We start from the raw sequence: 19,180 nt of genomic DNA, 5'->3' as shown, positions 1-19,180 counted from the left end.
AGCCCTATGTTTTGACTGTTAATGTCACGCGGTCCTGCGCGCAGGATCCACGCGATCGGTCCGCGATGAGAACCGACTTGGCTTACCGCCCCGCGCCTGAAGTTTCGACTTATATTTCGAGCCTGGCGGCGGGTCGCGTACTGAACACCGTCACGAAATGTGAAACCTAGATCTCGGGTGTTGAACGTTCAGGACGGGCGTTCGCCGCAATCGCACGTTCGCAAGGGGTCTATTGTAGGAGGTTCGGGTCGCGAAGCTAAGGTTCCAGGCCGGCATAGACCGTTGAGCCGGGACCGCCGGGCTGACGCAACACCTGGCGGCGCAGCCTGGGGTCGAAGCTGATGTGCACGCAGCGGCTCTTCTCGTAGATCAGTTGATCGAACTTCAGCCCGCTGTCGCGAACGCATTTGGCGACCTCGAGATCGGTCATGCCGTCGACATGGAAATCGGCGGCGTGGCCCAGGGCGTGGGCCGAGGTGGGCGCCCCGCCGACCGCGGCGTTGACCTGCGGATTGCGATAGGCGCTGGTGATCTCGATCGGTCGGTTGAACAGCGCTCGGACGGTCTCCATGCGCTCGGCCAGGTGCTTGAGATTCTCCAAGTGCGCCGGCGGCGGGTCGTTCTTGACCCCCATCGACAGCGCCTTGCTGGAGATGGTGAACTCCTCAAGCGAGAAATGCGCGCTGAGTTTCATGGCCGCCCCCTCTTGGTCGCGGAAGGTTAGCGATTAGTCGGCACAATCCAAGCGCGAATTTCGAGAGCTCCGACTACTGAATCTGGCCGTAGTGGCGGGCGACTGTGAAGTAGATCAGCGGGTCTGGTGGCGTAGCGCCGTTCCCGGAATCCCGGCAGGATGAACCCGTGTCCGACCAGTTCTCCCTCTTCGATGCGCCGCCCGTCACCGATCGGCTGTTCTTCGCGATCTTTCCCGATCCGGCGACGGCGGCCTGCATCGCCGAGCGCGCCGACGCGCTCCGCGCCGCCCATCGGCTGAACGGGCGGCCGCTGGCCCCCGAGCGATTTCACATCACCTTGCATCACCTGGGCGACCACGCCGGGGTGCGACGCGACATAGTGGCGATGGCCGGCCAGGCGGCCGAGGCGATCAGGACCGCGCCGTTCGAGGTTGTCTTCGACCGCGCCGCCAGTTTCCACAACGGCGGCAACAATCCGTTCGTCCTGCAGGGCGGCGAGGGGCTGGACGCCTTGAAGGTCTTCCAGCGCGACCTGGGCCTGGCGATGGCGCGGGCGGGGCTCGGTAAGCTGGCGGACAAGAGTTTCACGCCGCACGTGACGATGCTTTACGACAGGCAACTGGTCGCCGAGCAGGCTACCGCGCCCGTCAGATGGACCGTCGGCGGTTTCACCTTGGTCCACAGCCTGCTGGGCCGGACCGAGCACGTCGCGCTGGGAAATTGGACGCTGCGCTGAAGAGCGGACAGCAATTTTTCGGTCAAGCTGAACCAATCGCGGCGTGGCGCATTGTCTAGCTGTATCCCCCCTTTGATTTGAACTGGCCCCGGAGCCTCCAAGCTCCGGGGTCTTTGTTTTCAGACGATCGCCGCCGGCTCGAGCAGGGCCGCGACGTTACGCAGGGCCTCGCGCAGAAGCGACGCCTTGGCCGGGCCGCCCAGCGAGATGCGCAGACCGGCGGGATGGTCGGATGTCGCGGCGAAGGCGTCGGCCGTGACCAGGGCCAGGCCGCGCGCGGCCGCCAGCGTGCGAAGCCCGCCCGCGTCGAGGCCCGTCGGCAGGTCCAGCCAGACATGAAGGCCCTCGGCGTCGCCGCGCGCGGCGGGCAGGATCTCAGCGGCGATGGCGCGGCGGGCGCGAGCTTCCAGCCGCACGCCGGCCAGGATGCGGTCGGCGGTCCCGTCGCGGATCCAGCGGACGGCGACGGCCGTGGTCAGGGGCGAGCCCATCAGGGTCGTGGCGTGCAGGGCGTCGGCGATCCGCGCGGCCATGGGTCCGGCCGGCGCCGCCAGGAAGGCGGTGCGCAGGCCGGGCGTCAGGGTCTTCGACAGCGTGGCGATATGGAAGGTCCGCTCCGGCGCCAGGGAGGCCAGGGCGGGCAGGGGGCTGTCGAACAGCCGGCTGTAGGGATCGTCCTCGATCAGCCAGGCCTCGCTCGTGTCGACGATGGCCGCCACCGCGCGACGTCGCGCCGATCCCATGGTCGTGGCGACCGGGTTGCGGGTGGTCGGGACCAGATAGACGGCGGCCGGCTGCTCTTCGGCGCAAAGCCGCGCCAGGGCCTCGGGCAGGAACCCCTGGTCGTCGACCGGGCAGGCGACCAGCCGCAGGCCCAGGCGCTCGGCCAGGGCGATGATCCCGGGATAGGTGAGGGGTTCGACGATGACGCAGGCGCCGGGCTTGGAGCCGGATTGGACGCTGGATCGGGTGATCGTCGTCAGGATGGCGGTCAGGGCTGATTGGGCGCCCGGGCAGACGACGATCCGCTCCGCTCCGACCTCTCCGAGCACCGGCGCCAGCCAGGCCGCGCCGGCGGCCCGCTGGCCCGGCGTTCCCGGGCCGGCGTGGTAGGCCATCAGGGTCGCCACCTCCGTGCGATCGAGGATGGCGGCGGTCGTCTCCTTGAGCAGAGCCGCTAGCGACACGCCTTGGGGCGGCGGCGGCAGGTTCATGCTCAGATCGACCAGCCCGGCCTCGTCGTCGACGGCCCGACGGCGCACGAAGGTGCCGCGGCCCACCGCGCCCTCGACTAGGCCGCGCGCCCGGGCCGCGCCATAGGCGCGGGTGACCGTGGTGAAGTCGATGCCGAGTTGGTCGGCCACGGCGCGCTGGGGCGGCAGTTGGTCGCCGGGCTGCAACTCGCCTTCGCGGACCGCCGTCTCAAGGGCCTCGACCAGCGCCAGATAGATCGGCCGCCCGCCGCCCGCGCGGAGGTGTCTCAGCCAGCCGCCCGTGGGGCGATCGCGGGTCACGGTTGCTTTTCCATGATGCAATACATACATTCAATCAAGAATGTATGCAACAAGGCTCGCATTGTATGGAACGGCCCCTGATCACCCATTTCGAGCGCCCGACGAGTCTCCAGGCCGGGTTGCTGTGTCGTTGTCCGCGGTGCGGCCAGGGCAAGCTGTTCGGCGGTTTCCTGCGTTTGGCCAAGGGTTGCGAACGTTGCGGGTTGGACTACGGCTTCGCCGACCCCGCCGACGGCCCGGCCTTCTTCGTCATGACCGGCGTCGGCATCCTGGTGATCACGGTCTGGGCCTGGGCGGTGATCGCCTTGAGCCCGCCGCTGTGGGTGCAGTTCGCGACCGTCTTTCCGGCCCTGCTGATCGGCTGCCTCGGCGCCCTGCGGCCCGTGAAGGCCTGGCTGGTCGCCGAGCAATATATCCACAACGCCAGCGAAGGCGGCGCCTCCAGCGTCCAGAAGCGCTAGCGGAGGGGACGCCCACGGCGGGGGCGGGGCGGGCATCCCCTCCATCGCGCCGCCCGGAAGCGACGCGCAACCCCGTCCGCTGGGCGAACGGGGCATGCGGGATCACCAGTTGAACAGCGTGCCGTCCTCGAGGCGGTTCACCGGCAGGCTGGCGGGGCGATAGGGGAACTGCGCGGCCAGGTCCTCGTCGATATCGACGCCGTGCCCAGGCGTTTCGCCCGGATGCAGTTCACCGCCCTTGAAGGTGTAGGCGTGCGGGAACACCCGGTCGGTGTCGACGGTGTGGCGCATATATTCCTGGATGCCGAAGTTGGGGACCCACAGGTCGAAATGCAGGGCCGCGCCCATGCAGACCGGCGACAGGTCGGTGGCGCCGTGGAAGCCGGTGCGGACGTTGTTGATCTCGGCCAGGCCGGCGATGCGCTTGAGATGCGAGATCCCGCCGGCATGGACGATGGTCGTGCGGATGTAGTCGATCAGTTGCTCGTCGATCAGCTGCTTGCAGTCCCAGATCGAGCTGAACACTTCGCCCACGGCCAGGGGCGTGGTGGTGTGCTGGCGGATCAGGCGGAAGCTGGCCTGGTTCTCGGCGGGGGTGACATCCTCCAGCCAGAACGGGCGGTAGGGCTCCAGGTCCTTGCCCAAGCGGCCGGCCTCGATCGGGGTCAGGCGGTGATGGCTGTCGTGCAGCAGGTGGACCTCTTCGCCCAGCGCCTTGCGGGCGGCCTCGAACAGCTTGGGCACGGTGGGCAGGTACCTGGAGGTCGACCAGACGTTCTCGGTGGGAACCGCCGCGTCGGCGGGTTCGTAGAACAGCTTGTCGCCGGAAACGCCGTAGGTGCTGGCCAGGCCTGGAACGCCGGTCTGCAGGCGGATGGCCTTGTAGCCCATGGCCTTGTAGTTCAGCGCTTCGTTGATCGTGTCCTCGATCGTCGCGCCGTTGGCGTGGCCATAGACCATGACCCCGGTGCGGCTGGCGCCACCGAGCAGTTGGTAAAGCGGCAAGCCGGCGATCTTGGCCTTGATGTCCCACAGCGCCACGTCGACGGCGGCGATGGCCGACATCGTCACCGGACCTCGACGCCAGTAGGCGCCTCTATAGAGAAACTGCCAGATGTCCTCGATCTGGTGGGCGTCGCGGCCGATCAGGCAGGGGATCACGTGCTCCCGCAGATAGGCGACGACCGCTAGCTCTCGCCCGTTCAGGGTGGCGTCGCCGATGCCGTGGACGCCGTCCTCGGTGGTGATCTTCAGGGTCACGAAATTACGCCCGGGGCAGGTGACGATGACCTTGGCGTCGGTGATTTTCAGCATTCGGCTCTTCCGTAAATCCTGACCGGGCGGCCGCCGTTTCCGACCGTCCAGCGCTCCCGCTTGTCCCCCGAAGGATTCGCGAAAGGGTTTAAAAGTGGCCTGGCCAATTGCGTCGTTTCTCAACCGAGTGTCAAGCGGGCGGCGGTCGACCCCGCGCTTCGCGCCTGACTTCTCGAACACTTTCTGAAGTAAATTCGCCAACTATAATGGCTACTTGGCCCTAGGATCTCAAAATTTCGGAAACCGGTGTCATCGATTTCGACGGAGAGGCCAGGGGAATCTCTTGAAAGTGGCCTGGCCACTTGCTAGGGTTTTGGCTCATCGGCGCGGTCGCCAAGGCCGCAAACAAGTCGAGACAAACAAGAAGGGGGAGATCCAATGAACCGGCTGTTCTGCTGCGCGTCCACGTCCGCGCTCCTGTTGGCGGTGTCCACGCCCGCTTTCGCGCAGACCGCGCCCGACGCCGTCTCGCTCGACGAGGTTGTCGTCACCGCCCAGAAGCGGGCGGAGAACGTCCAGAACGTGCCCCTGGCGGTTTCGGTGGTCACGGCCCGGCAGCTGGAAAGCGCCGGCGTCAAGGAGTTCACCGACGTTTCGCGGGTCGCGCCGTCCCTGACCATTCGCCAGGCCGACCAGCCGATCAACGCCTCGGTGGCGCTGCGCGGCATTGGCACCTTCGCCTACGGCATCGGCGTGGAGCCCAGCGTCGCGGTCCAGCTGGACGACGTGCCGGTCTCGTTCCAGGCCCGGGCCTTCTCCGACCTGACCGACGTCGAGCGCATCGAAGTGCTGCGCGGCCCGCAGAGCACACTGTACGGCAAGAGCGCCTCGGCCGGCCTGATCAATATCTACACTCGCGATCCCAGCGCCGAGTTCAGCGTGCTGGCCAACGCCCTGGCCACCGACGATCACGAGTATCGCGGCGCGATCAGCCTGTCGGGTCCGATCGGCGAGACCCTGGGCTATCGGATCAGCGCCAGCCGCAGCGAATATGACGGCAACGTCAAAAACCTCTACGACGGCCAGAAGGTCAATGGCCGCGACGAAACCTCGATCCGCGGCAAGCTGCTTTGGCGGCCGATCGACGACCTGAGGGTCACGCTGGGCGCCAGCTATATCGACGGGGTGGCCACTTCGAACGCGACGATGCGCGTCTATACGCCCGGGGCGACCCTGCGCGGCGCGCCGGGCCTGACCGCCGACGTCACCATGCCCGGCGTCGTGCCCGGCGAGGAGAACCTGGCCGTCAGCAACGACACGCCGCCCTACGCCAAGAGTGAAGGCTTCGGCCAGTCGCTGAAGGTCGAGTACGAGCTGCCCAAGGACTTCACTCTGGTCTCGATCACCTCGCACGACCAGTTCCGCCTGGACGACCAACTGGACTCCGACCGGACGTCCTATTCCGGCATCAAGAACTTCCAGGGCGGCTATTTCAAAGCCAAGGCCAACACCCAGGAGCTCCGCCTGCTGTCGCCGGGCGACAGCGCGTTCCGCTACACCTTGGGCCTGTTCTACGGCGACAACGACCTGCGCCGCAGCTTCAAGCGGGGCCCGATCTTCTCGCTGGCCCAGTGGTACGCCAGCGCGACCTCCGAGAACGTGGCCGCGTTCGGTCAGGGCGAATGGACCTTCGCGCCGAAGACGACGGCGATCGTCGGCCTGCGCTACCAGAAGGAGGACATCGGCTACACGTTCAACGACATCCAGAACGGCAACGCCAAGTTCTCGGGCGGCGATTCCGACAAGTCGGCGACCTACCGCCTGGGCCTGCGCCACCAGATGACCGACGACGTGATGCTGTTCGGCTCGTACGCCACCGGCCACAAGGGCCAGACCTACGACCTGACCACGGGCTTCAACCAGGCCCGCGCCGATGTCGGCCCGATCAATCCCGAGGAGTCCAAGTCGTTCGAGGCGGGGATCAAGAGCCAGCTGCTCGATCACCGCATCCAGCTGAACGGCACCGTCTTCCATGTGAAGTACAACGACTATCAGGCCCAGGGCATCGACACGATCGGCGGCGCCCAGAACTTCCGCCTGGCCAATGTCGGCAAGGTCCTGACCAAGGGCGTGGAGGTCGAGGCCAACGCGATCGTCACCAAGGACCTGCGCTTCAACGCCTCGGTCGCCTATGTCGACGCCAAGATCACCTCGTTCCCCAAGGCCGCCTGCTGGCCAGGCCAGACCGCGGCCCAGGGCTGCGTCGCGGGCTCGCCGTCGTACCAGGACCTGAAGGGCGCGACCCTGCCCAACGCGCCCAAGTGGAAGATGAACGTCGGCGCGGACTTCACCCAGCCGATCGGCGACTACGAGATGCTGTTCTCGGCCGCCTACGCCTATCAGACCAAGGTCAATTTCTCGCTGAACACCGACCCGGGCACCGTCCAGAAGGCCTATGGCGTGCTGAACGTCTCCGGCGGCTTCCGTAAGCCGGACGGCGGCTATCAGGTCGTGGCCTTCGTCAACAACGTCTTCGACAAGAGCTACGGCGTGAACGGCGCCAACCAGTTCGGCAACTTCGGCAGCCAGACGGTCACCGAACTGCAGCCGGCGCGTGACTTCCACCGCTATGCGGGCGTGCGCCTGTCGCTTTCCTACTAGGGCGTTCTCCCAGGGCCTATGCGGCGGGCTCGACGGCCCGCCGCCTTTCTTTCTGCTCCTGGCGGCGGGATTCGCCGCTAGGCTTAAGTTCAAAAGACGGTTCAAACAGGCGAGGGCGTACGGATGGCGGACAATTCGCGGAACGACGGCGAGACCCGGCGCGGTCTGGTCACCCGCCGAGGCGCGGTCGGCGTGACCGGCGGCATGGTGCTGGCGGGCGTGGCGGCCGGCGCGAGTCAGGCCCAGGCGCGGGCCGCCCAGCCGGGTCCCGCCAGCGGCGCTCCCAGCATTCTCTATCCGCACGAGAGCGCCACGCGCTCGACCAAGAGCCTGGCCGCGACCTGGCGCTTCCGCGCCGACCCCAAGGACGTCGGCGAGGCCGAGGGCTGGCTGAAGGGGCTCAAGGACTTCCGCCTGATCCCGGTTCCGGCCAGCTGGAACGACATCTTCGACGACGTGCGCAACTATGTGGGCTCGGCCTGGTACGAGACCGACTTCCGCGTCGACAAGGGCTGGGCCGGCCAACGGATCCACCTGCGCTTCGGCTCGGTGAACTACACCGCCAAGGTCTGGCTGAACGGCAAGCCGCTGGGCGGTCATGTCGGCGGCCACCTGCCGTTCGCTTTCGACATCACCGACGCGGTGTCGATCGACGGCGACAACGTGCTGACCGTGCTGGTCGAGAACAAGATCCAGCTGGACCGCGTGCCCTCGACGCCCGACCGGGCGCGCTGGCACATGCACACCGTCCACTTCCCGCAGACCGCTTACGACTTCTTCCCCTATGCCGGCATCCACCGCCCGGTGCTGCTGCACGCCACCCCCGACGTCCACCTGAAGGACGTGACGGTGAAGACCAGTCTCGACGGCAAGGTGTCGATCGAACTGGAGGCCAGCGCGGCCTGGTCGGGCAAGGCCAGCGTGGCGATCTCGGACGACAGGGGCGAGCAGAAGGGCTCGGCGATCCTGACCGGCGGCAAGGGTTCGACGGTGGTGTCGCTGAAGAATCCGAGGCTCTGGAGCCCGGATGACCCGCACCTCTACACCCTGACCATCCGCCTGGAGAACGGCGCGACGCCCGACGAATACGCCCTGAAGATCGGCGTGCGCACCATCGAGGCCAAGGGCGACAAGCTGCTGCTGAACGGCAAGCCGGTGTTCCTGCGCGGTTTCGGCAAGCACGAAGACTTCCCGATCCACGGCCGCGGCCTGGACGTGCCTTCGATCATCCGCGATTTCCAGCTGCTGAAATGGATCGGCGGCAACAGTTTCCGCACCTCGCACTATCCGTATAGCGACGAAGCGATGATGCTGGCCGACGAGCACGGCCTGCTGGTCATCGACGAAACCCCGGCTGTCAGCCTGGTGTTCGCCGATCCGCCCGAGATCCAGGAAGCCCGCTCCAGGCAGCTCCGCCAGGACATCACCGACCTGGTCCGGCGCGACAAGAACCACCCCTGCGTGATCATGTGGTCCCTGGCCAACGAGCCCCTGGTGAAGCCCTTCCACACCACCGATCCCGAGCCGCCCGGCGGCAACGAGACCGGTCTGAAGTTCTTCTCGCCGCTGTTCGATCTGACCCGTCAGTTGGACAGCACCCGGCCGGTGACCATCGTCAGCGTCCAGGGCGGTTCGACGGACTGGCAGGCCCTGGGCGACGTGGTCTGCGTCAACTCCTACCAGGGCTGGTATTCGCTGTCGGGCCAGTTGGACCTGGCCGAGGAGGCGCTGAAAAGCGACGTGGCCAAGTTGCGCGCTAGCCATCCGAACAAGCCGATCATGTTCACGGAGTTCGGGGCCGACGCCGTGGCCGGCATGCACGCCCATCCGCCGGAGATGTGGACCGAGGAATACCAGGCCGACATGGTCGAGATGTATATCCGGGTGCTGGCCGACTACCCGTTCATCTTCGGCACCCATCCGTGGGCCTTCGCCGATTTCCGCACCTCGCAGAGCATCATGCGGGTCGGGGCGCTGAACCATAAGGGCTTCTTCACCCGCGAGCGGAAGCCCAAGCTGGTCGCCCACCGCACCCGCGCGCTGTGGAGCGCGCCCGCCAAGGTTTGAACCGCCCCGTGACCGAGCCCGCCGCCGACTCGAGAAAGCTGCGCCAGCAGATCGCCAACCTGATCGCGGCCTCGATCCGCGACGGGCGCTGGGCGACGGGCGAGCGTCTGCCGTCCGAGCGGGACCTGGCCGACGACCATCGGGTCAGCCGCCCGACCATCCGCGAGGCGATGATCATCCTGGAGGCGCGCGGCCTGGTCCAGGCGCGGCACGGGGCAGGGGTCTATGTCACCGACGCCCCGCGCCCCGAGGTCTCGGCGCCGCAATTGGAGGTCAGCGCCTTCGAGCTGGTCGAGGCCCGGCGGCTGGTCGAGGGCGACGCCTGCGCCCTGGCCGCGGCGGTGATGACGGACGCGCAGCTCGACGAGCTGACGGTCATCCTGCACGACATGGCCGAGGAGCACGATTTCGGGGCGCTGGCCGACCTGGCCGACCGGCGCTTCCACGTCGCCATCGCCAAGGCCAGCCGCAACGGCGTGCTGGTGGCCATGGTCGAGAACCTGTGGGACCTGCGCTACCAGCCGACCTGTCGCGACCTTCTGGAGCGGGCGGGGCGGATGAGGGCCCAGCCGCTGGTCAATGACCACCAGGAGATCCTGGACGCTCTGAAGGCCCGCGACCCCACCGCCGCTCGCGGGGCGATGCGCGAGCATCTGGGCCGGGTGATCGAGAACCTGATGGCCGTGGCCGAGGCCGACGCCCTTCAGGACGCCAGGGCCCGGATCCAGGCGCGCCGCAGCGAGGTGGCGCGCCGCGCCGACGTCTAGGCCCGCTCTAGGAGGGCCGACCCGAACACAGCGGCGCTGCGACGATCTCGGCCAGCACCGTGCGGTCATGGGCCTGGGCGCGCTGGCGGTAGTGGTCCAGATGATGCGGGACCAGGACGGCCAGGGCCGTGGCCGCGCCGCCGGCGATGATCGCCACCGGCCAGGCGCCCAGCAAGGCCCGCAGGCCGCGCGCCGAGGCTCCGGTCAGAAGGGCCAGCAGTCCCAGCGCGCAGCACAGCATGGCGAGGACCTAGGCCGGAACGGCTTCGGCGTGGCAGGCCTTGGCGGGCGCGGCGTCCTCGTATTCGTCATGGCGGCGCATCCAGTCGCCCATGTTGCCGGACTCGTTGCGGCCCAAGGGCGCGCGGTCGAGGATCATGTAGGTCCCGATCAGTTCCTCGCCGCCGCGGCCATAGCTGGAATAGGTGTGGAACACCTGGCCGGCCTCGTCCTTGTAGAATGCGCTCATGCCCGGTAGCTCGTTGGCGTCCTCGCCGGCGGGCTCGAAATTGTAGGTTGCGCCGGCCGCGATGGCGTCAGGCGTGAACGACACGCCGAAGTCGTAGTTGAATTCGCCGCCGAACGACGAGACCCACGGGAATTTCCAGCCCATCCGGGCCTTGTAGGCGGCGATCTTGTCCAGCGGCGCGCGTGACACGGCGATCAGGGTCACGTCGTGATGGTTCAGGTGGGGCAGGGTTCCGTCGAGGTGGTCGGCCAGGAACGAGCAGCCCGGGCAGCCGGCCTCCCATTCGGGCGGCAGCATGAAGTGGTAGATCACCAGCTGGCTGCGGCCGTCGAACAGTTCGGCCAGGGTCTTGCGTCCGCTCGACGTGTCGAACCCGTAGGCCTTGTCGACCTTGACCCAGGGCAGGGCCAGGCGTTCAGCGGCGTTGCGATCGCGCAACCGGGTTTCTTCCTTTTCGTGGATCAGCAGCGCCTTGCGCGCTTCCAGCCATTCCTCACGCGACGCGACCTTGGGGTTCGCCATCGTCCTTCTCCTCAATCGTGAGCCCGCTCAGCCGCGTGGCCTTGACAAATAGCGTTGATATCAACATAATCGAACCGTGTCAAAGCCGCTGCAAGTTCCCTACGCCGCCACCCTTCATGTGAAGGACACCTGCCTGTGCCTGCACGCCCAGCGCGCGGCGCGGGCGCTGGCGCGGCGTTTCGACGAGGCCCTGCGCGAGTTCGGGATCACCAGCGGCCAGTTCTCGCTGCTGATGTCGCTGAACCGGCCGGAGCCGCCGACCATCGGTTCGGTGGCCGGCCTGCTGGCCATGGACCGCACCACCCTGACCGCCAATCTCAAGCCTCTGGAGCGCCGCGGTCTGCTGACGGTCAGCGTCGATCCCGATGACCGTCGCAGCCGACGCTTGGCCCTCACCCCGGCCGGCATGGCGCTGCTGGCCCGGGCCCTGCCGGTGTGGACGCGGACCCACGCGGACGTCGAGGCGGATCTGCCCGCCGGCGGCGACGCCCTGCGCGCGGGCCTGCTGGCCCTGGCCTGATCGCCCGTCGTCTTCAGCGCCGCTGGGGCGTTCGCCCCGGCCTTTTTCCGTTTTGCCCGATGGCGCGCGATCCCTAGTCTGTCAGACTCGAGAATCTGACGCGCACGGAGCAATCAAGCGTGACGACCACGATCTACGGCATCAAGGCCTGCGACACGATGAAGAGGGCGCGGGACTGGCTGGACGGTCACGGGATCGCCTACGCGTTCCACGACTACAAGGCCGTCGGCGTCGATCGTTCGCGCCTGGAGGCCTGGAGCAAGGCCGTGGGCTGGGAAACCCTGCTCAACAAGGCCGGAACGACCTTCCGCAAGCTGCCCGACGCCGACAAGCAGGGGATCGATCAGGCCAAGGCCATCGACCTGATGCTGGCCAACCCGTCGATGATCAAACGGCCGGTTCTTGCAACGGGCGATCAACTGCTGGTCGGATTCAAGCCTGACGTGTATGGTCGCGCCATGGGTTCGGGGGGCTGAATGGACGCCCAGATCGATCTGGTCATCTTCGACTTCGACGGCACGCTGGCCGACAGCACGGCCTGGGCCATCCGCGCCGTGCGTCCGCTGGCCGAGCGCTTCAAGTTCAAGGCGGTCACCGAGGACGAGATCGCCATGCTGCGCGGCCGCACCAGCCGCGAGATCATCGCCTATCTGGGCCTGCCCCTGTGGAAGGTTCCGCTGGTCGCCGCCCACGGCAAGAAGATGATGGCCGCCGACGCCCACGCGATTCCGCTGTTCTCGGGCACCGGCGACCTGCTGCGCGGCCTGTCGGCGGCGGGGCTGCGGCTGGCGATCGTCAGCTCCAATTCCGAAGTGACCATCCGCTCGATCCTGGGCGCGGAGCTGGCCGGGCTGGTCGACCACTACGGCTGCGGCGCGGCGATCTTCGGCAAGGCGGCCAAGTTCCGGTCCGTGGTCAAGGCCGCGCGAATTCCCAAGGACCGCGTGCTGTGCATCGGCGACGAGACCCGCGACATCGAGGCGGCGCGCGAGGCGGGCCTGGCCTGCGGGGCCGTCGAATGGGGCTACGCCACCCGCCGCGCCCTGGCCGATCACGGCCCGACCATGATGTTCGCGGCCATGGACGAAATTATTTCCCGGGTCGCCGCATCCAATCACGGGGTCGGCGCCGACTAGTCTTCAGAAACGGCGCGAAGGGTCGCGGCGATCTGGAGATGAGAACGATGGAAGACGTTTCTTCCCACTGGTGGTTGATCGTCCCGCTGAGCTGGATCGTGTTCGGCGCCTTTCAGGGCTGGCTGCGCTATCAGGCGCGCCGCGACGCGCTGGATGTCCTCAAGTCCTATGCCCAGACCGGCCGCGAGCCGCCGCCTGAACTGGTGGCCAAGCTGAACGCCGGCTGCACCCACTGACATTCGCGGCGCGGCCCCTGACATTTCGTGGCGCGCCCTCGGAGACCAAGACCATGGAAGACCTCTTTCGATCCTACTGGTGGCTGATCTTTCCGCTCAGCTGGTTCGTGTTCGGCGGCTACCAGAGCTGGCTTTCGTACAAGGCCAACCGCGACACGCTGGACCTGATCAAGTCCTACGCCCAGTCCGGGCGCGAGCCGCCCCCCGAACTGCTGGCCAAGCTCAACAAGCGGTGGAACGACGGCGATGAATTCGACGAGCGGCCGCGCCATCGCTATCGCCGCCATCGCCAGCGCACCTGGTACCAGGTGGTGCTGTTCGCGACCCTGGGCGCGGGCTTCGCCTATGGAGCGGCCACCGACCTCTATGGCGCGGGCGAGGGCTTCACCATCGTCGCCTTCGTGATGGCCGCGCTGAGCCTGGCCTCGATCGTGTCGATCCTGGTCGATCGGGCGCCGAGGGACTGATGGATGCGCCGCTCGTCCAAGCCGCGCGGGGCGGATCGCAATCCGCCTTCGCCCGGCTGGTGGCGGCGCACGAGCGATCCTTGCGCGGGTTCCTGCGCAAGAGCGGCTTCGGCGACGCCGACGACATCGCCCAGGAGGCCTTCCTGGCGGCCTGGTCGAGCCTGGATCGACTGCGTGACGACGAGGGGTTTCGCGCCTGGCTGTTCGGAATCGCCTGGCGCAAGGCGCTGGATAGCAGTCGATCCGCCCGCCGCGCCGCCCGTCGCGACCAGGCCTGGCGTGAAGACCAGGCCCAGGACGCGCCGCGTCAGGCCGATCCGGCCGACCGCATGGCGCTGGAGGCGGCGCTGGCCGACCTGCCGCCGGATCAGCGGGCCAGCGTCACCCTGTGCCTGGGCCAAGGCTGGTCGCACGGCGAGGCGGCCGAGACGTTGAACCTGCCCCTGGGCACGGTGAAGTCGCATGTGAACCGAGGACGTGAGAGACTGCTGGCTGTATTGGGAGACGCGTCATGAGCCCCGACGATCGTTTGGCCGCTTTCCTGACCGAGGACGCCGCTCCAGCGCGGCCGACCGTGGACGCGATGTTCGTCGCCGAGGTGATGCAAGCCGTGGCGCGGCGGGAACTGCGGGTGAAGCTGGCCTCCGCCGCCGTGACGGCCCTGGCGGCCGGCGCGGTGCTGTGGGCTTGCGCCCCGGTGCTGAACGTGGCGGTCCAGACGCTGGCGCCGGTCCTACTGCCGGCGGCGGGGATTCTGACCTTGGCCGCGGCGGTCAGCCTGTTCGGCGGACAGGTCCTGAGCCGTCGCTAGCCCCCGAGGCTCTGAAGGGAATCGTTTGAGTTTTTCGAGAGGGCGCTAGCCTTACGAAAGTTTCATCCGACCCGGCGCCTCCAATCGCCCTGGCCCAGGTCTCTTATCTACAGAAGGCGAGGGCGAGACGCCGCCGCCAAACATTCGAGGGGACTAAATCATGGACTTTGAATTTTTGATCCCGCTGGCGCCGTTTCTGATGGTCGCGGCGATCGTGATCGTGCCGGCGTGGTTGCGGACGCGCGATCGTCGAGAAATGCAGGCGACTGTTCGGGCCGCCATCGAGAAGGGGCAGCCGCTGCCTCCCGAATTGGTCGAGGCCCTGTCCAAGGATGTCCGTCCGAAGATGGTGTCTTCGTCGCATCGTGACATGCGGATCGGCGTCATTCTGTTGTTTGTCGCTGGCGGCGTTGCCCTGACGGGTGTCGCTCTGGGTCAGATCAACGACAACGCCATGTACGGCACCCTGAGCGGTGCGGCCATTCCTGGCATGATTGGCTTGGCCTTCGTCATCCTCAGCTTCTTCAACCCCAACAAGCGCCCGCCGCAAGACTGAGCGCGGATACGGGGAAGAGGGGACCAAGCTTATGGGCACTGAACGCCCACCCACGGGCCACGACGTCGAGCTGGCCGCCCTGGCGGCGGCCGGCGACCGGCGGGCCTTCGGCGAGCTGGTGCGCCGTCACGGCTCGGCCGTGCGGGGCCTGCTGCGCCGGCTGGGGGCCGATCCGGCCACGGCCGACGACGTCGCCCAGGACGCGTTCCTGGTCGGCTACGAGCAGATCGCCGACTATCGCGGGGAGGGGGTCTTCGCGGGCTGGATCAAGAAGATCGCCGCGCGGCTCTATCTGAGGAAGGTCAAGCGGGAGGCGCGTTTCGTGCTGGCCGAGGCCCCCGAGGACGAGGCCCCGGTCGGATCGGACGGTTCCGCCGCGCGCGCCGATCGCCTCGATCTGGATGAAGCGCTCAAGTCTCTGTCCAAGGCCGAGCGCCTGTGCGTTTCGCTTTGCTACGGGGCCGATTGGTCGCACGCCGAGGCGGCCGAGGTCTTGAACATCCCGCTGGGGACGGTCAAATCCCATGTCAAACGTGGTCTGGATAAACTCAGAGCCCGGATGGCCCCGCCGTCCGAAAGCGCACCGAACGACTCCGCGAGGAGAGAGCACCGTGGCTGACCTGGATTTCGAAACCCAACTCTCGCGGCTCTACGGCCAGGCTCCGGTGTTCCGCGACGCCGAACTGTTCGCGCAGCAGGTGACCGACAAGCTGGATCGGGGCTGGGCGCTGCGTCGCGTGCTGATCGGCGCCACCGGCGTCGTGGCCGGGGTGGCGGCCGCCGCTCAGCTGGTCGGCGCGCGCTTCTCCACCGAGTTCTCGCAGATGTCCCAGGAAGGCGCGCAACAGCTGGATCTGGGCCTGGACAAGCTGACCCATCGCTACGACCAGCTGTTCGTTCTGGGCGGTTCGGAAACCGTGTGGCTGGCGGTCGCCCTGGCCGGACTGGCCCTGGCCTTCGCCGTCACCCGGCTGATGGACGAGGTCTAACGCGAGGCGGTCTGGATCACGTTTTCAATGATCATGTTGCGGCGCCGAACAATCTGGCGGAAAACGGCACGCGTTTTTCGCTGGAGTGCTCGCCCTGTCCGCCCATCGTGAAGAAAAGGTCCGTCGCCTGGCGGCCCCCGACATCGCCGCGCGCAAGGGCGGCGAACCCATAGTCTGCCTGACGGCCTACACCACGCCGATCGCCGCCGCGCTGGACGAGTCGTGCGACCTGCTGCTGGTCGGCGACTCGCTGGGCATGGTCGTGCACGGCCTGCCCAACACCGTGGGCGTGACGATGGAGATGATGATCCTGCACGGCCAGGCGGTGATGCGCGGCTCGCGCAAGGCCATGGTCGTGGTCGACATGCCGTTCGGTTCTTACGAAGGCGCGCCGGAAGAGGCCTACGCCAACGCCGTGCGGATCATGAAGGAAACCGGCTGCCAGGCCGTGAAGGTGGAGAGCGGCCCCACCGTACCCGCCACCATCGCCTATCTCGTGCAGCGCGGCATTCCGGTGATGGGCCACATCGGTCTGCGGCCGCAGGCGGTGCTGGTCGACGGCGGTTTCAAGGCCAAGGGCAAGGACGAGGCCGGCCGGCAGAAGGTGCTGGAGGAAGCCCGCGCCACCGCCGAGGCCGGGGCCTTCGCCGTGGTGGTCGAGGGCGTGGCCGAGGGTCTCGCCCGCGAAGTGACCGCCGCCATCTCGGTCCCGACGATCGGCATCGGCGCCTCGGCCGGCTGCGACGGCCAGGTGCTGGTGGTCGACGACATGCTGGGCCTGTTCGACTGGACTCCGAAGTTCGTGCGCCGCTACGCCGATCTGAAGGGCGAGATCGAGCGGGCCGCCGCCGACTACGCGCGGGACGTCAAGGCGCGCACCTTCCCCGGCGAGGCCGAGACCTACTACGCGAAGAAGGGCTAGCGCACTCGCGCACCGGTTCCGCCCCGTTGCGGCTGGCCCAGACACGCTATAGGTTCGCCGCCTCGGTGTGTTCGCTCACCATGGTTTTCAATTCGCGTGTCGGTCCTGGCGCAAGCCGGTGTCGACGCCCCAGGGCGTTGTTTCGCCCTTACCGGAGCCTCGTTCGTGGTCGATGTGTTTGACGAGGTCGAAGAGCAGCTGCGCTCCGACCGCTACAAGTCCCTCGCGCTGAAGTCGCTGCCCTGGGTGGGCGCGCTGGCCGCGGTGGCGATTCTGGGCGCGGGCGGCTGGATGGGCTGGACAACCTACCAGCAGAAGCAGACCGACAAGGCCACTGAAGCCTATCAGGCGGCCTTGACCACCGGCCAGAAGGCGGGCCCGGTCGCGGCGTTCCCCGCGTTCGAGGCGATCTCCAAGACCGGCTCCCCCACCTACAAGGCCCTGGCCCTGATGCAGATGGGCGGCGTGCGTCTGGAACAGAACAAAACGGCCGAAGCGGTGGCTTATTTCGATCAAGCGGCCAAGCTTTCGTCCAATCCGGTGCTCGCCGACCTTGCCGGCCTCAATTCCGCCTTGGCGCTCCTCGACACGGCTCCTTACAAGGAAGTCGAGGCGAGGCTGACCCCGTTGATGGGCGAGAAGAGTCCTTATCGCGTGCAGGCGAAGGAAGCGCTGGCCTTCGCCAAGCTGCGGGCCGGCGATCTGGCCGGCGCGCGCGGCGATTTCCTCGTGCTGTCCAGCTCGCTCGACAACTCCTCGGATGAAATCCGCGAGCGGGCCCGGGGCGCCATGGCCATGATCGATTCAGGCTCCGCCAAGGACCTGCCGGCCGTGGTCAAGGCCGCCATGGCCTTGCCGCCTCCCGCCGCCTTGGCGCTTCCCCCCGGCGTGCAAGCCGACGTCGCCCCCAACACCGCCCAATGAGCCGCCGCCCCATGACGACTAAGCGCTATCTGCTTCTCACCGCGATGATGACCGCCGCGGTGTCGGTGGCCGGTTGTTCGACGGTTTCCAAGCTCAATCCCTTCGACAAGAAGGAAGAGAACAAGACCCTGGCCACTCAGGGACAGCGGATTTCGGTCATCGCCTTCGACCAGAAGGTCGAGCAGGCCGAAGCGCTGAAGGGCGTGGACTTCTTCCTGCCCGAACCGACGGTCCAGGCCGACTGGCCTCTGCCGGGCGGCAACGCCGAGCAGTCGGTCGAGCACGTGGCCGCCGCCGCCAACTTCGACATCGCCTGGCGCAAGGGCTTCGGCCAGAAGGCCAACCGCCGGTATCACGTCACCGCGCCGCCCGTGGCCGCCGACGGCAAGATCTTCGTGATGGACGGCGAAGCCACCGTGAGCGCCATTGACGCCCGCAGCGGTTCCACGCTCTGGCGCAAGGATCTGCGTCCCGCCAAGGCGCCGGGCAAGAAGCACGGCTTCATGGGCTTGGGCGGCAGCACCGGCGACCGCATCGGCTTTGGCGGCGGCGTCGCCTACGCCAACGGCAAGCTGTATGTCGCGTCGGGCTTCCGTTTCGTGGCCCAACTCGACGCCGCGACCGGCGCCGAGACCTGGCGCCAGCAGACCAGCACGCCGGTCCACGCCGCGCCCACCGTCGCCGACGGCCGCGTGTTCGTGATCTCCACCGACAACGAGCTGTTGACCTTCAACGCCGCCGACGGCGCGCCGGGCTGGACCTATCAGGCCCTGATCGAGCCTGCCCGCATCCTGGCGGCCAGCAGCCCCGCCGTCAGCGGCGACACGGTCGTGGCCGGCTTCGCCTCGGGCGAGCTGGTGGCCCTGCGCGCCGCCAACGGCAACGACCTGTGGAGCGAGGCTCTCAGCCGCGCCAGCCGCACCAACGCCCTGTCGGAAATCCGCGACATCGCCGGTCGTCCGGTGATCTTCAAGGGCGACGTCTTCGCCGTCAGCCATTCGGGGGTCTTCGCCGCCACCGACCTGCGCACGGGCCAGGCCCGCTGGAGCCTGCCGGTCACCGCCATCACCAGCCCCTGGGCGGCCGGCGACGTGGTCTTCGTGGTCGACAAGGCCGGCCAGGTGATCTGCGTGTCGCGCGAAGCCGGTCAGGTCTATTGGATCCGCGACCTGAACAACACCGAGCACCTGAGCAAGAAGCAGAAGAAGAAGCGCGCCAAGCACCCGGTGGTCTGGTCCACGCCGATCCTGGCGTCGAACCGCCTGATCACCGTGTCGAGCGAAGGCCAGGCCGTGGCGTTGAACCCCAAGACCGGCGAGACGCTGAAGACCCTGAAGATCGGCCAGCGCACCCTGCTGGGCCCGATCGCCATGGGCGACACGGTCTATGTGGCCACCGACGAGGCCGATCTGATCGCCATCCGCTAGGCGCTCCTCCGGCTCGCCCGGACCTATAATCCAAGCAACGCGAACC

At 67.6% G+C, this 19,180-nt stretch carries 23 protein-coding genes; 18 read left to right on the top strand and 5 right to left on the bottom strand.

Annotation, left to right across the window (positions count from 1 at the left end; genetic code table 11):
* Positions 1-256: 256 nt before the first annotated feature.
* Entirely contained in the window at positions 257-694 is a 438-nt protein-coding gene (locus ASD38_RS13005) for a D-Ala-D-Ala carboxypeptidase family metallohydrolase (RefSeq protein ID WP_056460470.1), read from the bottom strand.
* A gap of 167 nt (positions 695-861) precedes the next feature.
* Here ASD38_RS13005 and ASD38_RS13000 point away from each other — a divergent pair, with 167 nt between their 5' ends.
* Entirely contained in the window at positions 862-1,431 is a 570-nt protein-coding gene (locus ASD38_RS13000; RefSeq protein ID WP_056460468.1) for a 2'-5' RNA ligase family protein, read from the top strand.
* A 119-nt stretch (positions 1,432-1,550) separates the two neighbouring features.
* On the opposite strand, the gene ASD38_RS12995 is transcribed toward ASD38_RS13000, so the two are convergent.
* Positions 1,551-2,945 carry an aminotransferase-like domain-containing protein gene (locus ASD38_RS12995; protein ID WP_235523833.1) on the bottom strand — a complete coding sequence of 465 codons (1,395 nt, stop codon included), beginning with the start codon at positions 2,943-2,945 and terminating at the stop codon, positions 1,551-1,553.
* A gap of 65 nt (positions 2,946-3,010) precedes the next feature.
* Between ASD38_RS12995 and ASD38_RS12990 the strand changes: the two genes are divergently transcribed.
* Entirely contained in the window at positions 3,011-3,406 is a 396-nt protein-coding gene (locus tag ASD38_RS12990) for a DUF983 domain-containing protein (protein ID WP_056436586.1), read from the top strand.
* A gap of 102 nt (positions 3,407-3,508) precedes the next feature.
* Here ASD38_RS12990 and manD read toward each other — a convergent pair whose 3' ends face one another.
* On the bottom strand, positions 3,509-4,720 hold the full coding sequence (gene manD, locus ASD38_RS12985; RefSeq protein ID WP_056436590.1) for a D-mannonate dehydratase ManD: 1,212 nt from the start codon (positions 4,718-4,720) through the stop codon (positions 3,509-3,511).
* Positions 4,721-5,098: 378 nt separating this feature from the next.
* On the opposite strand from manD, the gene ASD38_RS12980 reads away from it, so the two are divergent.
* The 3 genes from ASD38_RS12980 to ASD38_RS12970 all read left to right on the top strand — a co-directional run bounded on the left by ASD38_RS12980 (position 5,099) and on the right by ASD38_RS12970 (position 10,155).
* A complete protein-coding gene (locus tag ASD38_RS12980; RefSeq protein WP_056460464.1) occupies positions 5,099-7,321 on the top strand; it encodes a TonB-dependent receptor in 2,223 nt (740 codons plus the stop codon).
* Positions 7,322-7,444: 123 nt separating this feature from the next.
* Complete coding sequence (gene uidA / locus ASD38_RS12975) at positions 7,445-9,388, top strand: beta-glucuronidase (RefSeq protein WP_056460462.1); 1,944 nt, start codon at positions 7,445-7,447, stop codon at positions 9,386-9,388.
* Between the two features lie 8 nt (positions 9,389-9,396).
* A complete protein-coding gene (locus ASD38_RS12970; RefSeq protein WP_056460460.1) occupies positions 9,397-10,155 on the top strand; it encodes a FadR/GntR family transcriptional regulator in 759 nt (252 codons plus the stop codon).
* A 7-nt stretch (positions 10,156-10,162) separates the two neighbouring features.
* Here ASD38_RS12970 and ASD38_RS12965 read toward each other — a convergent pair whose 3' ends face one another.
* Together ASD38_RS12965 and ASD38_RS12960 are read right to left on the bottom strand one after the other, a co-directional pair.
* Complete coding sequence (locus ASD38_RS12965) at positions 10,163-10,396, bottom strand: hypothetical protein (RefSeq protein ID WP_056436603.1); 234 nt, start codon at positions 10,394-10,396, stop codon at positions 10,163-10,165.
* Between the two features lie 9 nt (positions 10,397-10,405).
* Complete coding sequence (locus tag ASD38_RS12960; RefSeq protein ID WP_056436606.1) at positions 10,406-11,146, bottom strand: DUF899 domain-containing protein; 741 nt, start codon at positions 11,144-11,146, stop codon at positions 10,406-10,408.
* Positions 11,147-11,222: 76 nt separating this feature from the next.
* Here ASD38_RS12960 and ASD38_RS12955 point away from each other — a divergent pair, with 76 nt between their 5' ends.
* The 13 genes from ASD38_RS12955 (at position 11,223) to ASD38_RS12895 (ending at position 19,134) form a co-directional block, all read left to right on the top strand.
* A complete protein-coding gene (locus ASD38_RS12955; RefSeq protein WP_056436609.1) occupies positions 11,223-11,666 on the top strand; it encodes a MarR family winged helix-turn-helix transcriptional regulator in 444 nt (147 codons plus the stop codon).
* A gap of 119 nt (positions 11,667-11,785) precedes the next feature.
* Positions 11,786-12,142 carry an ArsC family reductase gene (locus tag ASD38_RS12950; protein ID WP_056436613.1) on the top strand — a complete coding sequence of 119 codons (357 nt, stop codon included), beginning with the start codon at positions 11,786-11,788 and terminating at the stop codon, positions 12,140-12,142.
* The gene (locus tag ASD38_RS12945) at positions 12,143-12,802 is read left to right on the top strand and encodes an HAD hydrolase-like protein (RefSeq protein ID WP_056436616.1); all 660 of its coding nucleotides are present in this window, start codon (positions 12,143-12,145) and stop codon (positions 12,800-12,802) included. It begins immediately after the preceding gene.
* A 47-nt stretch (positions 12,803-12,849) separates the two neighbouring features.
* A complete protein-coding gene (locus tag ASD38_RS12940; RefSeq protein WP_056436619.1) occupies positions 12,850-13,038 on the top strand; it encodes a hypothetical protein in 189 nt (62 codons plus the stop codon).
* Between the two features lie 53 nt (positions 13,039-13,091).
* Positions 13,092-13,505 carry a hypothetical protein gene (locus ASD38_RS12935; RefSeq protein WP_056436622.1) on the top strand — a complete coding sequence of 138 codons (414 nt, stop codon included), beginning with the start codon at positions 13,092-13,094 and terminating at the stop codon, positions 13,503-13,505.
* Entirely contained in the window at positions 13,505-14,020 is a 516-nt protein-coding gene (locus ASD38_RS12930; RefSeq protein ID WP_056460459.1) for an RNA polymerase sigma factor, read from the top strand. Before ASD38_RS12935 ends, ASD38_RS12930 begins: the two co-directional genes overlap by 1 nt.
* Positions 14,017-14,316 (top strand): hypothetical protein, encoded by a 300-nt coding sequence (locus ASD38_RS12925; protein ID WP_056460456.1) that lies wholly within the window; start codon positions 14,017-14,019, stop codon positions 14,314-14,316. Before ASD38_RS12930 ends, ASD38_RS12925 begins: the two co-directional genes overlap by 4 nt.
* A gap of 160 nt (positions 14,317-14,476) precedes the next feature.
* Positions 14,477-14,872: a DUF6249 domain-containing protein gene (locus tag ASD38_RS12920; protein WP_056436631.1), complete on the top strand. Its 396-nt coding sequence runs from the start codon at positions 14,477-14,479 to the stop codon at positions 14,870-14,872.
* Between the two features lie 31 nt (positions 14,873-14,903).
* Entirely contained in the window at positions 14,904-15,491 is a 588-nt protein-coding gene (locus ASD38_RS12915) for an RNA polymerase sigma factor (RefSeq protein WP_056460455.1), read from the top strand.
* Positions 15,484-15,861 carry a hypothetical protein gene (locus tag ASD38_RS12910; RefSeq protein ID WP_056436637.1) on the top strand — a complete coding sequence of 126 codons (378 nt, stop codon included), beginning with the start codon at positions 15,484-15,486 and terminating at the stop codon, positions 15,859-15,861. Before ASD38_RS12915 ends, ASD38_RS12910 begins: the two co-directional genes overlap by 8 nt.
* A gap of 94 nt (positions 15,862-15,955) precedes the next feature.
* The gene (panB, locus tag ASD38_RS12905; RefSeq protein ID WP_056461414.1) at positions 15,956-16,783 is read left to right on the top strand and encodes a 3-methyl-2-oxobutanoate hydroxymethyltransferase; all 828 of its coding nucleotides are present in this window, start codon (positions 15,956-15,958) and stop codon (positions 16,781-16,783) included.
* A gap of 165 nt (positions 16,784-16,948) precedes the next feature.
* Positions 16,949-17,707: a tetratricopeptide repeat protein gene (locus ASD38_RS12900; protein ID WP_056436640.1), complete on the top strand. Its 759-nt coding sequence runs from the start codon at positions 16,949-16,951 to the stop codon at positions 17,705-17,707.
* Positions 17,708-17,718: 11 nt separating this feature from the next.
* A complete protein-coding gene (locus ASD38_RS12895) occupies positions 17,719-19,134 on the top strand; it encodes an outer membrane protein assembly factor BamB family protein (protein ID WP_442856940.1) in 1,416 nt (471 codons plus the stop codon).
* Positions 19,135-19,180 lie beyond the last annotated feature (46 nt).

This window comes from Caulobacter sp. Root487D2Y (assembly GCF_001427165.1).
Taxonomy (GTDB): domain Bacteria; phylum Pseudomonadota; class Alphaproteobacteria; order Caulobacterales; family Caulobacteraceae; genus Caulobacter.
Note: the sequence above shows the minus strand (reverse complement) of the source record. Positions and strands in the feature narration are given on the sequence as shown.

Bases quoted from the DNA above. Each gene is read 5' to 3' on its own strand.
- ASD38_RS13005 (WP_056460470.1), bottom strand. From the start codon at position 694: ATGAAACTCAGCGCGCATTTCTCGCTTGAGGAGTTCACCATCTCCAGC.
- ASD38_RS12990 (WP_056436586.1), top strand. From the start codon at position 3,011: ATGGAACGGCCCCTGATCACCCATTTCGAGCGCCCGACGAGTCTCCAG.
- manD (WP_056436590.1), bottom strand. From the start codon at position 4,720: ATGCTGAAAATCACCGACGCCAAGGTCATCGTCACCTGCCCCGGGCGT.
- ASD38_RS12980 (WP_056460464.1), top strand. From the start codon at position 5,099: ATGAACCGGCTGTTCTGCTGCGCGTCCACGTCCGCGCTCCTGTTGGCG.
- uidA (WP_056460462.1), top strand. From the start codon at position 7,445: ATGGCGGACAATTCGCGGAACGACGGCGAGACCCGGCGCGGTCTGGTC.
- ASD38_RS12965 (WP_056436603.1), bottom strand. From the start codon at position 10,396: ATGCTGTGCTGCGCGCTGGGACTGCTGGCCCTTCTGACCGGAGCCTCG.
- ASD38_RS12960 (WP_056436606.1), bottom strand. From the start codon at position 11,146: ATGGCGAACCCCAAGGTCGCGTCGCGTGAGGAATGGCTGGAAGCGCGC.
- ASD38_RS12945 (WP_056436616.1), top strand. From the start codon at position 12,143: ATGGACGCCCAGATCGATCTGGTCATCTTCGACTTCGACGGCACGCTG.
- ASD38_RS12940 (WP_056436619.1), top strand. From the start codon at position 12,850: ATGGAAGACGTTTCTTCCCACTGGTGGTTGATCGTCCCGCTGAGCTGG.
- ASD38_RS12935 (WP_056436622.1), top strand. From the start codon at position 13,092: ATGGAAGACCTCTTTCGATCCTACTGGTGGCTGATCTTTCCGCTCAGC.
- ASD38_RS12930 (WP_056460459.1), top strand. From the start codon at position 13,505: ATGGATGCGCCGCTCGTCCAAGCCGCGCGGGGCGGATCGCAATCCGCC.
- ASD38_RS12925 (WP_056460456.1), top strand. From the start codon at position 14,017: ATGAGCCCCGACGATCGTTTGGCCGCTTTCCTGACCGAGGACGCCGCT.
- ASD38_RS12920 (WP_056436631.1), top strand. From the start codon at position 14,477: ATGGACTTTGAATTTTTGATCCCGCTGGCGCCGTTTCTGATGGTCGCG.
- ASD38_RS12915 (WP_056460455.1), top strand. From the start codon at position 14,904: ATGGGCACTGAACGCCCACCCACGGGCCACGACGTCGAGCTGGCCGCC.
- ASD38_RS12895 (WP_442856940.1), top strand. From the start codon at position 17,719: ATGACGACTAAGCGCTATCTGCTTCTCACCGCGATGATGACCGCCGCG.